Origin of the sequence: Sellimonas caecigallum (genome assembly GCF_019754295.1) — a bacterium.
Lineage (GTDB): Bacteria > Bacillota > Clostridia > Lachnospirales > Lachnospiraceae > Sellimonas > Sellimonas caecigallum.
The window spans coordinates 1-15,058 of sequence record NZ_VIRV01000012.1 but is presented as its reverse complement, the minus strand read 5'-3'; the positions used below and the strand labels follow the sequence as shown (position 1 = coordinate 15,058).

Genomic DNA, 15,058 nt, shown 5'->3' with positions numbered 1-15,058 from the left:
TCCTCTCCTTTCCTATTCGGCATTCCCTTGTTCTTCTTCATATTCCTGAACTTTGCGTATTGTATCCCGGTTGTATCTCTGCCAGTCTTTGTCAAATTTCTTCAGAAAAGCGTCCACATCCTGATTGATCAGGAATGTCTGTATCTGCGCATCCACCGCCATTTCGGACGGATAGTAATGGTCCTGATAGTCGGTCATATTTCCTGACTGGATGAATTCCTGCATGCCGTCCAGCATCGGCGCCAGATCGAAGTCTCCTTCTTTGCACGGGATCGCGTTCTGATCGTCAATGTATTTCTGGATATTCTCATCCTCATAGAGGAATTCAAGTACTTCATATGCCGCCTCTTTGTTCTTGCAGTCCGCAGTCACGGCAAATCCAAGGTCAATACCAGAGTTCAGCGTGTTCTTTGAAGCATCACTGTTGGCCGGCATTACAAAGGAGTCGATGTTCATATCCGGATTTACAGACAGGATCTGAGGTACAGCATAGCTTCCGATCGGATACATCACAGATTCCCCTCTCGCAAATGCAGTACATGCGTCGTTATAATTGTACGCGAACGGGTCTTCCGGTCCATACTCCAAAAGCTCCAGATATTTTTCAGACACTTCCCCATACTCTTTTGAAAATGTCGTCTCGCCTCTGTTTACCTGTTTGCACACATCCGCCGGAGCAAGATCCACAGCCATAGAGTTCCAAGGTGCGAGACAAGTCCATGTATCCTTAAATCCAAAGTAGAATGGCTGAAGTCCTGCCGCCTCGATGTCATCACAGAGCGCTATGAGCTCTTCCCATGTCGTCGGGATCTCCCACCCATGCTCCTCAAAAATGTTCTTGTTATACAGTACACCAGCCGCGTTTGCCACATATGGCAAGATGTACGTTCCATCTGTCGGCACGATCTTCAACGCTTCCCCAATATCCAGATATGCTTGTTTTACATCTGCGATTCCTTCAAAATCGGAGATATCCGCCAGAATTCCTGCATCAACATAATAGGAATAGTTGATATCTCCCCCGATTCCAATAATGTCTGGATAATCTTCCCTGATAAACCTTGTCCTCATGATAGTAGATGCATCGTTTGGCGAATCGATCGTCAGATGAATATCATCGTGTGTCTTGTTGAATTCTTCTTCCACAGAGTCGAAATACTTCGCAGCTTCCGGCTTGTACTGCAGAATCTCGATCTCTGTTTTTCCGTCGTTTCCGCCGTCCCCACATCCGCTTAAGAACATGCCGGCCGTCAGGCATCCTGCCAAAGCAGCACTGATTACTTTTTTCCCCTTTCTCATGATTTTTCTCCTTTCTCTTCTTGCTTTTGCTGTAAATAGTATAACATGGCAACAAGGCTGCTAAAATGGTATGTTTTTGCCTGTTTTATACCCATATGCTGTTTTTATGCCATATTATTTGATATAATCCAGCATTTTGGTATATAATATGCACAGGAGGGACACGCTATGAACAATCTTCTTTTCTCAATTTTCCCAAATGAGAATTTTATCGATCTTGCTTTATATCAATACGGCTGGGAACACTGTGCCCCGGCACATACATTTGGGCCAGCTACCCGAAATCACTATCTGTTCCACTATGTCATTTCCGGCACAGGAACACTCTATGCCGACAATAAGAAAGGAGAGACCGTCCGCTATACGATCAAAAGCGGAGAGGGGTTTATGATTTTCCCAAATCAAATCTGTACATACACGGCAGACAAAGATCTCCCCTGGGAATATACATGAATCGAATTTGACGGTCTGAAGGTAAAAGAATCTGTCCAGATTGCCGGCCTTTCACAGGATCAGCCAGTATACCACTCCCACTCGAGAGAACTCCGTCAAAGCATGAAGGAAGAGATGCTCTATATTGTACATCATCCACAAGAGCCTCCTCTCCATCTTCTTGGCCATGCCTACCTGTTTCTGGATTATTTTACCCGCTCTATCACGCCATTCCGCCTTATGAAGAGCGGATCTATCCAGGAATTTTATATCAAGGAAGCCATCAATTTTATTGAGCAGAATTTTCAAAACGATATATCTATCGAAGACATCGCGGCCCGCTGTGGACTGAACCGGAGTTATTTCGGCACAATTTTTCGAAAAGCCCTCGGGCAATCTCCCCAGGAATTTCTGATCCAATATCGTATGATCAAAGCAGCAGAGCTTTTGAAACTTACCAAACTTACTGTTCAGGATATCGGGAGCGCTGTAGGGTACTCAAATCCCCTTCATTTTTCCAGGGCTTTTAAAAATGTGTACGGTCTCTCTCCACGTACATGGAGAAACCAAAATCAGCTGCAAAGATCTTGACAGACCGGACGCTCTTTCTGCATCTGGACGTGCACGGCATCAAAAAAACGGAATGTGTTTCTTTTGACATTTGGCATGAAACACATCCCGTTTTTTCTTTTATTCTCTTTTTATAATTTTACGCCGTCACAAGCCCCTCTTTCTCCATCACATCTACAACTTGTTTTACGTATTTTTCACAGAGTTCATCCGAAGACGCCTCTACCATGACACGGATAACCGGCTCCGTGCCGCTCTCTCTCACAAGGATACGTCCGTTATCCCCCAAAGCGGCGCTCACATCTTCTATCGCTTTGATGACTTCTGGATTTTCCCGTGCTGTTTTCTTGTCTGCCACCCGGACGTTCTTTAAAAGCTGAGGATAAATCATCACTTCTTCCGCCAGTTTTGAAAGACTCATCTTCCTCTCCAGAATGACTTCCATCAACATAAGGGAAGTAAGGATCCCATCTCCCGTCTTCGCATACTTGCTGAAAATAATGTGCCCGGACTGTTCCCCGCCAAGGACAAAATTATTCTGCATCATATTTTCATACACATATTTGTCCCCCACAGCTGTCTTTTCGTATTTCATACCGATCTTATCACATGCTTTGTAAAGACCAAGGTTGGACATGATCGTAGTGACGATCGTATTTCCATTTAATCTTCCCTGCTCCATCAGATATTTTCCGCATATGTAAAGAATCAAATCGCCGTCAACCACATTTCCATTCTCATCCACAGCCAGGCAGCGATCTGCATCTCCGTCATACGCAAACCCCACATCCAGATGTTTTTCCCTCACATGTGCCTGCAGCACTTCGATGTGGGTAGATCCACATGCAGTATTGATATTCGTACCGTCCGGATTGTTGCTGATCACATAAGTTTTCGCCCCAAGTGCATCAAATACACTCTTTGCAATGGCAAATGCGCTTCCATTTGCACAATCAAGACCAATCTTCATATCTTTAAATGATCTTGTAGCGACGGAAATCAAATGGCCAATATACCGGTTTCTTCCCGCTGCATAATCAACAGTACGGCCGATATCATCCCGCACAGCAAGCGGAAGTTCCTCGATTTCTCCATCGATATAAGCTTCAATCTTATTCTCCACTTCTGCTTCCATCTTATATCCTTTTCCATTGATCAGTTTGATTCCATTATCATAAAATGGATTGTGGCTGGCAGAGATCATGATACCACAGTCAAAATCTTCTGTACTTGTCACATAAGAAACACTTGGAGTTGTGGTAACATGAAGCAGATACGCATCTGCACCTGATGCAGTAAGTCCTGCGGCCAGCGCATATTCAAACATATAACTGCTTCTTCTCGTATCCTTTCCGATGACGATGCGGGCTTTGTGTTCTCTTCCATAATACCACCCCAGATATCGTCCCACTTTAAAAGCGTGATCTACCGTAAGTCCGACATTTGCTTCTCCCCTGAATCCGTCTGTACCAAAATATTTTCCCATCGCTTATACTCCTTTATATTTTTGTTTTATCTGCCGATTTTTTTGTACTATTTGCATGCGTCTATATTATTATATCCACCTGAGTCCCATTTTGCAACTCTATTTCCTGTTTATTTTGTCTATACATATTTTTTCTTTTTTTCCAAAAAACAGTTGACAACCTTTTCTCTTTGTGATATCTTTTCATTAGTTAGTTTATGCTAACCAAAACAAACGGGTAGTTTTACCTAATCCGTTTCTTTTTTTCTTCCTTAGTTAGCTTTTACTAACTCTCGTTTTAAGGAGGTACTTGTATATGTTTGATAGAAAATTAGTCGAACATTGTTCCGCTGTCCTGGCTGGTTTAAAGACAGCGAATCTTTTTTCCTATTCGCTTTGCCCAGGAGACGATCTCCAGAATATTGTTGCAAGCTGGAACCTGAGCTTAAATACGAAAGGAATTACTCTTTTCATTCTCAAAGAAACGAATCAAAACGCGCTTATTTATGTCTGCCGCACTGGCAGGCTTGAGTCCGACTTAAAACGAGAGTGTGTAAAAAGCTTTTTGAAAAACTATGGATATGAAGACTTTACCGCTCTTCAGGCGATCCATAAACTGAAAAGCCGTCTTCAGGAATCAAAATCCTTCCCGCATGAGATCGGACTTTTTCTCGGTTATCCTTTTGAAGACGTGAAAGGTTTTATCGAGAACGGCGGAAAAAACTGCAAATGCTGCGGTTATTGGAAAGTTTATGACGACGAAAAGTCAAAACAGAAATTATTTCAGAAATTCAATAAATGCCGGGAAGTTTATACACGGCTTTTTTATTATCAGATCAGATCGATCCAGCAGCTCACTGTAGCTGCCTACGAATAAAAAAAGATTCATTCATGTAAAAGAATAATACTATTTATTATCAGGAGGTAAACACAAATGAGTCGTATTGCTGTAGTATATTGGAGTGGTACCGGACATACCGAAGCCATGGCAAACAAGGTAGCAGAAGGCGCTTCTTCCGCCGGAGGAGATGTCACAGTACTGACAGCCTCTGAATTCCATGCATCCATGATGGATGATTTTGATTCCATTGCGTTTGGCTGCCCTTCCATGGGTGCAGAACAATTGGAAGAGTCTGAGTTTGAACCGATGTTCCAGGAATGTACATCCAAGCTAAGCGGGAAAAAAATCGCGCTGTTCGGTTCCTATGGATGGGGCGATGGAGAGTGGATGCGAAACTGGGAAGAAGACTGCAAAGGCTATGGTGCTTCTCTTACGTGTAATCCGGTCATCTGTAATGAAGACCCGGATGCAGAAGCCGAGAATAGTTGTATAGAACTTGGAAAAACTCTTGTATAAAGATTTATTTATATAATAGTTTTTTACACTATGTGTATCTCTCAAAATGTTTCCTAAATTCCGAAAAAGCACACTTTCGAGTGTGCTTTTTCGTGTCTTGGGCATCTGATATTTTAAAAGAGGGTGTCCTCAAACCATTTCCTGGTTTTCGGACACCCTCAGGATTTCTAAAATGAACCCATTTTATTTCCTGTGACTAAAATTTTCTCTTTTTAGAAATCACAACTGCAGCAGCACCCAGTGCAACAGCCATTGCCCCAGACAGAGCAGCAACCGGAGCGTTATCTCCTGTCTTTACTGTCTCTGGCTTCTGTTCTGCCCCTGTAGTTTCATTACCCGCTGTATCTGTCGGATTTTCTGGCTCTTCCGGGTTGGACGGATCTGTTGGGTCCGTTGGGTCTTCCGGATCTGTCGGATCCACTGGATCCACTGGATCTACCGGATCTATCGGTTCCTCTTTTTCAATGATCGTGTGCGTTCCAGGGATCACGGTCACTTTTTCGTAGTTAGATGCCGTCGTTTCATCTGCAACACCGTTAATCGGGTGCTGTCCCACAGCATCATCTGCACCTTCACATGCGATGGAAGCCAGGATCGTGTCAATATCTCTTGCAGCCACGTTTGTTGTCTGATACGTGTATTCAATCGGATCCGTGCTTCCAAGTTCTGTTGTGATGTCATCAATCTTCACAACAGCTTCCGGCGCTTTTTCGATGACAAGCATTGCATAGACATCTACAGCCGGGAGATGATCTTCATCTCCGAGGTAACTTGCGGTAACCTGATACGTTCCGGCATCTACCGGTTTTTCTGTATCAAAATATTTTCCATCCACTCCCACATAATACAGTGTAGGTTCTGCGACTTTTTCGCCTCTTGAATTGTAGACGTCCGCCTGAAGTCCGTGTGCCTCTCCATCGTAAGTCTCCACTACATAGCGATCTTTAAAATGGATCACTGAGACATCTTTGACGACAGACTTTCCGTCTTCTGTTACGGCAGCATCCGCTTCTGTCGCGGTAGTATCCGCTGCTTTTGTCATCAGCGGCGCTGTACCTGCGCCCACTGTTACAGCAACTGCGGCTGCAAAAACTGCCAGCCATTTCCTTTTCATTTCCAAATAACTCCCTTTCTTTTATGTATTTATTTTTTATCTGCCAGGCAAAGATGCCTGGCAGCAAAAAATCTTTTTATTTCTCTTTGAAAGCGCTTGTTTCGCTTCCTACTGGTGCCGGAGCATCTGCACCTTTTTCTACCAGCATGATCTTGATGCCTTCCAGTCTGTAGCTGTATCCTGCTGTACCTGCGGATTCGCCGTTTTTAGCCCATCCGAGCCATCCAAACTGCTGTGCATGTACGCAGTAATATACATCATATTTCTCTTCCATATCGCCTTCCAGCTTGATCTGGATTGCTTCGAGACGTTTGCTTTCTCCCTGTGTTCCGGAGCGCTGTCCATCAGCTGACCATGCATCTTCCCAGCCATAAGTCTGTACATGTGTTTTGTACTTGATACTGCTCTTGCCATCGTTTGTCGGAAGATTGATGCGAATCTGTTCGAGACGCTTGCTTTCGCCTACTGTACCGGCTGTCATTCCATCATAAGCAAATCCCTGATCTCCATAATTCTGTACGTGTACGGAATACTCGATCAATTTTTCTTCAAATGGATTTTCTGTGTCGCCAGGAGCTTCTGCGTCTTTCTTCACAAGTTTAACCTGGAATGCTTCCAGTCTGTATCCATATCCTGCTGTACCAGCTTCTTCGCCATTCTTAGCCCAGTCAAGCCATCCAAACTGCTGTGCATGTACACGATAGTATACATCATATTTGTCTGCAATCGGTCCATCCAGTTTGATCTGGATTGCTTCCACACGTTTGCTCTGCAGCTGAGTTCCGGCCATTTCGCCGTCTTCTACCCAATCCTGCCAGCCGATGCCCTGTACGTGAGCTTTATACTGAATGGAATCTTCCGCTGTCGCATTTTCCAACTTGATATAGATGGATTCCATACGCTTGCTCTCATTTTCTGTTCCGGAAGATTCGCCGTCAGATACCCACGGACGATCGCCGTATGTCTGTACATGACTCATATATGTGACAGAAACATCTTTGGAACCACATTTTGTACAGATACCGTTTTCATCGTATGTACATGCTTCATTTTCTACGATTACAGTACCGCACACTTCACATACTGCGCTGTGTGTTCCGTCATTGTTGTACGTATATTTTTCTACATGCGTTCCGGCCGGAAGTGTCACAGTCTCAGAATTTGTCCATTCATGTCCGCCTTCGCTGACTTTTGCTGTGTAAGTCACATTACCGCCCTTAGCACATTCAAATCCTTCTTCGTATGTCTTTTCGACTTCAGCGGAAACGACTTTTGTCGGGATATCCTGACCGTAAACACAGTCAACAAGCGCCGTCGGGCATACATCACACTGGAATGTTGCCTGGCATGTAGAATAATCTTCTGACCATGAATATGTCGGTTCTACTGCGCCGTATGTATGTCCTGTCGGATCTCCTTCTTCCAGTTCATCCTTTGCAGCAAGGCAGCGCGGACATACGTTCGTGGAACCTGTATTCCAGTTGCCGCTTTCATCTTTCGTGTAGTACTGCTCCTCTACCGGGAGATAGTGATGGCCAAGCGCTTCTGTCGCATTTGTCCTTTCTGTTCCTTCGATGAGACCACAGTCTGCACAGCGGCTTTCTGTGTACCCTTCTGTCTCGCAGCTTGGAGCAACCGTGACGTCTGTATAGTTATGGCTTGTGCCTGTAAGTTCACTCATGGATTTTACATCCACAAAGTTCGCACTCCACATGAATTCATCATTGTCGTTGACTTCATTGTTGTAGTTAAAGTAGGAATTGTATCCCGGCGTGTAGTTTGTCTCTTCAAAAGCATATCCGAGATTCTCCTGGTCATCCATGCCTGTTTTTCCGGAAATCCAGCCAAGGTTTGTGGCAACAGACACGTACATGTTGCCATCATTCTTGATCGTCATGGATGCGATCGGTTTGTCGTAAAGAGTGATATCCTTGTCCTCGCTGTCGTTCGGCACAACATTGAATCCAAGTCCTCCAAGTGCAACCGTCATATCTCTCTTCGCGCTGACTTCATTGTATTCCAGGATCTGTTTTACTTCGCCTGTTTCCAGATTGTATGTACAAACTGTATTGGCGATATTGAAGTAGAACAGTCCGTTGTACACAGATCCGGAGATCTGGATGGACGGATATTTTTCCTGGTATGCCTGGTGTTTTGCATACAGATCTTTGATGAGGTCGTTTGCCACCATCTGTCCGTCAACCAGTACAGTACCTTCCACAAAGTCTACAAGTGTAGTAAATGTCTTGGATGTGTCCGCCTCACTTCCATCGTGATAAACAAGCTGGTAGTCTGTGTCTTCCTGCCAGTCTCCCCAGCCGGAGTTGCCGTCTTCAGCCTGTGTAGAAACACCGTTCATACCACCGAACTGTCCAAGCATGGAAACCATGTCTGTGGAATCATAGAAATAGTAGTACTTGCCGTCCACCACGTCTACCGGGCTCTTGATAAACGGAAGCCAGGAAGATTCGTAAGTTGTGTCGGTGGCAATATTTTGATATAACGTATCGATGTTGCTGTAATTGCCGTCGTACAGCTTCCGGATCGTGCTGTCGCTTACCATAAAGTACAGGTGGTTCATGTTTCCGTCTGTCTCCACGCGGTCACGCATCATACACTCGATGTAGATGTCCGTGTAGCATGGATCCACATAGTACCATTTTCCGTCCACCTTCACTGCGTTCCAGTAGTGGTCGGAATCGAATTTGTCCTGCTCCTCTCCAAACATGGTAACGCTTGCATCGTATGTGATGCGCACATAGTCTACCATGTAAGGCGCGTCCGGACTCCACTCCTGTACGTCAACCATAACCGGATCGCCGTTTTCATCCACCGCCGGATTGCCGTCTTCATCAACAGCCTGCTCTTCGCCTGTCTTGACGTAATTCAGCTGCTGCTTTGTCTTCCAGGATCCGTTTTCGTTTTTATAGATTTCCGGGAATGCATTCTGGACAAGAAGAGTGTACGCGTTGGAGTATCCAAGACATACGCCGTTCTTCATGACAAGCGGTCCGAACTGGTTCCCTTTCCAGAGTCCTTCGATATTTCCAGCCATTTCTGCCGGAATCTCCGGGTCGTCTGCCGGAACCCAGGATTTGCCCGGCTCCGGGGAAGTCATGCCCATGAGCATGCCCATGTCAAACTGTGACCACTCTGCCAGCCAGTCGTTCAGGACGAGAAGCTTCTGTACCGTCGTCATGCCATCTTTGATCTGGCTCACTCCTTCCTGGATAGCGGCAGCCAGATCTTGTCCATAATATTGCATTGCCTTCGCATTTCCCAACTGGAACATCATGACAGTGCCGTAAAGTGTCATGTAGTCAACTTTTCCGTCTGCTATATCCTGTTGGGAAATTCCAGCTGTGACAAGGAGGGAACCAAGTGGTCCGTACCATCTGTCTTCCGTCGACTCTGATTCCTTTTGGCCATAGAACGGAGTCTGCACGCCGAAGATATCCGGATAAGAGTCGATGAAAGCCTGATACTGCGCGTAGGCTGTCAAAATCTCCGTTTTCTGTTCGTCTGTCATCGGGACACTGCCTTCCTGGCTTCCGTCCCCGCCTTCGCCGTCTGCAAGTTCGCTTACTTCCTCAGATGCGGCTTTGAGCGCCGGATCTCTGGAAATCGTCAGGACGTCTGCCTGTCCGTCTGCTCCCGCGATCACTTCCGTCTCCACCAGTGTGTCGGCGCTGTTCTCTGTCAGCACCTGTTCTGTGATGGCTTCCGCCTCCTCTGCCTTCAGTCCGTATTCGGACAGATACATGGCAGTAGCTTCCGGCTCCAGGAAAATATTTTCCTCGATATCACCTTTGACTGCTTCATAGTCGACAGAACGAGCCTCCAGAGCTTTTCTTACTGTCTGCGCTTCCTGGCTTTCTTCCGCAGATTGCTGAGAAATCGCGGAAGTCTGTCCCAGCATCTTTGCCGCTTTCAGGAAAGAATCCGCTCTCTCTTGCGCAGCCGCTGCCGGATTCAACCCGGAAGAAGTGCTTGTCTCCTGTGTTGTCTGTGCGTCTTCCGCCAGAGCCACAGCAGGTACCGCTCCTACTGTCATGGATGCAGCAAGCATGACAGCAAGAATGGTTTTCATTCTTTTTCTCATTATTTTCTCTTCCCCTTTCCTCTTAAAATAATGAAATTTGTAATCCGGACGCAGCCCTTTGACCGCATCCTGTGCAGGAATCCTGCAAGTACGTCACACTTTACAAATTCAGATGATCCTGTGTCCTCAATCCTTTAGAAGCCTTTTCTGTCTGCAAGTGGAAGTACCGACGCCGCAGGTCGGGTATTCCCCTTTCCGCGGCAGATAAGATCCGAAAAACCGGCATCTTATCTGGTTATCCTCAACATTCTCCAAAGAAAGTATCCTCGTTTCCGAAGAGTGTTGCAGCAATGTCTGATCTACCCCTTACTTTCCCCTAGAACAGATAACCTACGCCGTTATTTCAGGGCAGAAAAACCCCTTTGACGTATATAGTTATATTACTCTTCCCGCATATGTTTGTCAACAAAAACCCCCTTTGTTTCCCATAGAAAACAAACGGTTTTAAGGGGTTTTTCCATCTATATGACGTCCCGGATATTTTCGGATATTTCCGGATAAAAAGTGAGAAAAAAGACTCACTATTTTCCAATCTGCTCTCACTGCTTTTTCTTGTCGATTCTTTTTGGTTGTGTTACACTGTTTTTATTAACTTTTGTTTGAATGAGGTGGGGAAATGAACGAAAAGAACAGATTCAGCAATCTGCTGGAGCAATTGATGCAGACAGCAGATTTGAAAAATTATACGCTTGCCCAGGACCTCCAGTACGACGTATCGTACATCAGCAAATGGGTAAGCGGGAAAATGCTGCCTGCAGAAAAAAGTGCGGCCAAAGTCTTGCGGGAAATCAGCCATTCCATTGTCTGCTCGCTGAATCCGGCTGTCAAGCAGACGCTTTACAATGACTATCGGGTCGATACAGAGCACGATCTTGAAATGGCTGTCTATGATCATCTCTCGGCGGAGTACAACTATGTCAAAGGGCTGAAAAAAAGTACCGGCCATGACATTGCTCCTAAAACTTCCTTTTTTCCAGAGCTTACGCTCCCGCAGTTTGTCTCAAAAATGTGGCATCCTGTTCTGAGGCGCGTCAAAAGTCTGGATATCATGTGCGCCATGGATATCCTTTCTATGGAGCACGAATATCGTCTTGCCATCGCAGGCATCCAAAACTCACACCTTGTCAATGAGGGTGATTATCCAAACGTGCACTTTTCTATGCTGATCAACCTGGATCTCAAAGATCTGGACTATGTGTACGATTCGATCTTTCTGATCAATATGCTTACCAGCTTTGCCAACGTGGATTTCCAGCTCTATGGCGGGACTCAGGCTTACGGGAAAGCAATGTTTGTCGTAAAAGATGCATTTGCAATCTCAGGCATGCTTCTTGATCAAAATCACTGTATGTCAGTCACTACAACAGAAGATCCGGAAATCTGCAATACTTTATATCATAATCTGAAGTCCATGTTCAACCGGGAGTCTTTGATCTTTCGCAAGATTACCATGCAGGACATGTTAAAAAACTATAACTATATCCAATCCATTCTTTCCACAAAACTGCGCTGGCTTCTCGGTCACATGACGGAACATTTTCTTCCGGATGACCTGTTCGACCAGATTCTTATGAAGGCGTACTCTTCCGGGGACTGGGAGATCGGTATCACAGAACTTCAGCGCATTCACAGTTTCACAAAGGGCATTCTCGATGAAGCGTCCATACAGATTATGCTGTATGAGTCAGCTCTCAATGATTTTGCCGTATCCGGAGAACTGGATTTTTATAACCACAAAGTGTATCTGAATTTTGAGCAGCGCCTCTGTTTTGTCCAGCATCTTCTGTCGCTGCTAAAGAAAAACCGTCAGCTCAAAGTCAAACTGATCCGAGGCAAATTTGTATCAGACTTTCAATATATCGCCAATCCTTGTCTGTTTTTGTCCGATATCTTCAGTTATTTAAGGCTTGTCAAAAGCAATGCTGAAAAAAACATCGTTTCTTTTAACAATACGATGATCCGGAATCTTTTCGACAACTTCTATTCCGAAATATGGGATCATCATCCGGACGTCGTCATCAGCAATCCTGATACGGTTATGGCAAATCTGCGGCATATTATCCAATCCATCCAGTTTATGTCCCGGATGTAAAAAATTGTACGGGTTCATTACGAACTCGTACAATTTTTTTGTCAGCAATTTCTTTTAGTGATGGAACAGGCGAATTCCGGTAAATGCCATAACCATTCCATATTTGTCGCATGTGGCGATGACATTGTCATCCCTCACAGATCCTCCCGGCTGCGCAATATATTTTACCCCGCTCTTATGCGCACGCTCAATATTGTCGCCAAACGGGAAGAATGCGTCCGATCCCAGAGTCACATCTGTCATCTGATCAAGCCATGCTCTCTTTTCCTCTGCAGTGAATACGTCCGGTTTTGTCTTGAAGATTTTCTCCCATGCTCCATCTGCCAGCACATCCATGTATTCTTCTCCGATATACAGATCGATGGCGTTGTCTCTGTCCGCTCTTCCGATTCCATCCACAAACGGAAGTTCAAGGACTTTTGGACACTGACGCAGGAACCAGTTGTCCGCTTTATTTCCTGCCAGCCTTGTACAGTGGATTCGGGACTGCTGCCCTGCACCGATACCGATAGCCTGTCCGTCTTTCACATAGCAGACGGAGTTGGACTGTGTATACTTCAGTGTGATCATAGAAATCGCCATGTCGATCTTTGCCTCATAAGGAAGCTCTTTGTTTTCTGTCACGATGTTAGAAAACAACTCGTCATCTATTTTCAGTTCGTTTCTTCCCTGTTCGAATGTGATGCCAAATACATCTTTATGCTCAACCGGCGCCGGAACATAGTCCGGATCGATCTCAATAATATTGTAATTTCCTTTTTTCTTCTGTTTCAGTATTTCCAGTGCTTCCGGCTCATACCCCGGCGCAATGACGCCGTCGGACACCTCTCTTTTGATGATCTTTGCAGTAGAGACATCACATACATCAGAAAGTGCAATGAAATCTCCAAAAGAGGACATTCTGTCCGCTCCCCTTGCGCGCGCATACGCACATGCAAGCGGGGACAATTCTCCCAGATCATCCACCCAGTAGATTTTTTTCAGTGTGTCGGACATCGGAAGTCCTACCGCTGCACCGGCAGGGGATACATGCTTAAATGAAGTTGCTGCCGGAAGTCCTGTAGCCTTCCTTAACTCCTTCACAAGCTGCCATCCGTTGAACGCATCCATAAAGTTGATATATCCCGGACGTCCGCAAAGCACTTTGATCGGAAGCTCACGTCCGTCATTTACAAATATACTTGCCGGCTTCTGGTTTGGATTGCACCCATATTTCAATTCTAATTCTTTCATTATTTCATCCGCTCCTATTTGTTTTTATTTACAATTCTTGATTCATACTCGCCTGTCGCGATGTCAATATACCTTACAAATAAAGAAACTTTGTTGTCTTCATTCAGACTGTTCCACAAAAGATCTGTAAAGACATCCATGTCGTCCGGTATGGAGATCAGTTTTGGTTCTCCCTCAAAGCTTGGAAGCGGATTTCCGTCACATTTGTACGTGTGGATAAAATGTCCCTCTCCTGCTTTCGGATTTGTGTACGCAAATGTGTAACGGTGGCAGCTGTCCGGATCTCCGCCGTTGCTCTTTAAAATAGACATCGCATAGTTATATGTTCCGCTCTCGATATGCATGATACCGGAAATACGAGGTGTATAGTTCGGTGCATCCGGCTCAAATTCCCTGCATCTTAAGGACTGTTCGAATGTGAGCTGCTTATCCATTCCCTCGTAAATCGTGTCCGTCTGATCCCCGTTCGTCACGATCGTCTTATTTCCAAGCACTCTTACCGGTGCGTAAATGATCAGGCTCGGATCCGTCAGTTTGGACGGGTCAAAAGCCTGTGTGCGGATCCCCTGACCCTCTTCGACGAATACGCGGTTTCGGCTGTTCTCACTTCTTCCCATAATGAAGTACGCAGTCACTGCCTTTGTTCCATCCTGTGACTTTCCGATAATGATACCTCTTCCCGGGTAAGAATTGCCTTTCAGTTCCTGTTCGATTGATAACATTTCCATGAATTTTCTCCTTTGCCGTTTGTTTTTCATGCTTCTTTTCCATTATAACGCAAATTACCACTGGTATTCCAGTGGTAATCGCCTTTCTATATGTAAGTATTTCTAATGAACATTATGGCTATCCGCTTATCAAAGACAGATAGCCTGCGTTCTTTTTATAGGAACTGTTTGTATTTTTCCACATTGTTTTCTTCAAATTTGTAAAGTTTCCTCATCAGATGAAGACTGTCCGTATCCGCCTTCTCATATTTTCTCAAATCCTGAAGCGCATTCGTTACTCCCATACTGCTGCCTTCGATAAGCATCTGTGCCAGATGAGAAGAAGACTTGTCTTTTATCGTCTGGATATTGATCATAAAATACGTTTTCAGCTTATCGAACATGCCGATGGATTTTTCGTCATGTCCGTTTTCCCTCAGAAGCTTTGCAGCTTCTCTGTGGAATTCTTCATATTTCTCCTTCTGATTTTTCAGACACTCTTTCAGTTTTTCATCTTCTGCTATTTCGATGATCTGACTCAATGTGTCGATCCCCATCTGGGAATTCTGGTAGACAAAATTCAGAAGCTCTGCATTTGCGTTCATTTTTCTTTCTCTCCTTTTTCCTCTTTTTTGCTAGTATGCGCCTTTTTTCCTGTTTTAAACAAAAGAGATGGGACTTTTCTGC

Annotated in this window: 10 protein-coding genes and 1 pseudogene; 4 read left to right on the top strand and 7 right to left on the bottom strand. The window is 45.0% G+C overall.

What is annotated here, in order from left to right:
- Positions 1-12: 12 nt before the first annotated feature.
- Complete coding sequence (locus FLB61_RS08800) at positions 13-1,299, bottom strand: ABC transporter substrate-binding protein (protein WP_087203082.1); 1,287 nt, start codon at positions 1,297-1,299, stop codon at positions 13-15.
- Between the two features lie 168 nt (positions 1,300-1,467).
- On the opposite strand from FLB61_RS08800, the pseudogene FLB61_RS13390 reads away from it, so the two are divergent.
- Positions 1,468-2,322, top strand: a pseudogene (locus tag FLB61_RS13390) (AraC family transcriptional regulator).
- Between the two features lie 118 nt (positions 2,323-2,440).
- Here the strand turns inward: FLB61_RS13390 and glmM are convergent.
- Complete coding sequence (glmM, locus tag FLB61_RS08790) at positions 2,441-3,787, bottom strand: phosphoglucosamine mutase (RefSeq protein WP_221919920.1); 1,347 nt, start codon at positions 3,785-3,787, stop codon at positions 2,441-2,443.
- A gap of 295 nt (positions 3,788-4,082) precedes the next feature.
- On the opposite strand from glmM, the gene FLB61_RS08785 reads away from it, so the two are divergent.
- Together FLB61_RS08785 and FLB61_RS08780 are read left to right on the top strand one after the other, a co-directional pair.
- A complete protein-coding gene (locus tag FLB61_RS08785) occupies positions 4,083-4,643 on the top strand; it encodes a DUF3793 family protein (protein ID WP_087203079.1) in 561 nt (186 codons plus the stop codon).
- Positions 4,644-4,700: 57 nt separating this feature from the next.
- Positions 4,701-5,123 (top strand): flavodoxin, encoded by a 423-nt coding sequence (locus FLB61_RS08780; protein WP_221919919.1) that lies wholly within the window; start codon positions 4,701-4,703, stop codon positions 5,121-5,123.
- Positions 5,124-5,319: 196 nt separating this feature from the next.
- Here FLB61_RS08780 and FLB61_RS08775 read toward each other — a convergent pair whose 3' ends face one another.
- Both FLB61_RS08775 and FLB61_RS08770 read right to left on the bottom strand, forming a co-directional pair.
- A complete protein-coding gene (locus tag FLB61_RS08775) occupies positions 5,320-6,237 on the bottom strand; it encodes an LPXTG cell wall anchor domain-containing protein (protein WP_087203077.1) in 918 nt (305 codons plus the stop codon).
- Between the two features lie 76 nt (positions 6,238-6,313).
- Positions 6,314-10,339, bottom strand: coding sequence for a hypothetical protein (locus FLB61_RS08770; protein ID WP_221919918.1), 4,026 nt, complete (start codon positions 10,337-10,339; stop codon positions 6,314-6,316).
- A gap of 616 nt (positions 10,340-10,955) precedes the next feature.
- Here FLB61_RS08770 and FLB61_RS08765 point away from each other — a divergent pair.
- Positions 10,956-12,431 carry a hypothetical protein gene (locus FLB61_RS08765; protein WP_221919917.1) on the top strand — a complete coding sequence of 492 codons (1,476 nt, stop codon included), beginning with the start codon at positions 10,956-10,958 and terminating at the stop codon, positions 12,429-12,431.
- A gap of 54 nt (positions 12,432-12,485) precedes the next feature.
- On the opposite strand, the gene FLB61_RS08760 is transcribed toward FLB61_RS08765, so the two are convergent.
- From FLB61_RS08760 to FLB61_RS08750, 3 genes are all read right to left on the bottom strand, one after another.
- The gene (locus FLB61_RS08760; RefSeq protein ID WP_221919916.1) at positions 12,486-13,664 is read right to left on the bottom strand and encodes a phosphoribosylaminoimidazolecarboxamide formyltransferase; all 1,179 of its coding nucleotides are present in this window, start codon (positions 13,662-13,664) and stop codon (positions 12,486-12,488) included.
- 14 nt (positions 13,665-13,678) lie between these two features.
- Complete coding sequence (locus tag FLB61_RS08755) at positions 13,679-14,392, bottom strand: IMP cyclohydrolase (RefSeq protein ID WP_087203073.1); 714 nt, start codon at positions 14,390-14,392, stop codon at positions 13,679-13,681.
- A 155-nt stretch (positions 14,393-14,547) separates the two neighbouring features.
- Positions 14,548-14,976 (bottom strand): hypothetical protein, encoded by a 429-nt coding sequence (locus FLB61_RS08750; RefSeq protein WP_221919915.1) that lies wholly within the window; start codon positions 14,974-14,976, stop codon positions 14,548-14,550.
- Positions 14,977-15,058: the final 82 nt, after the last annotated feature.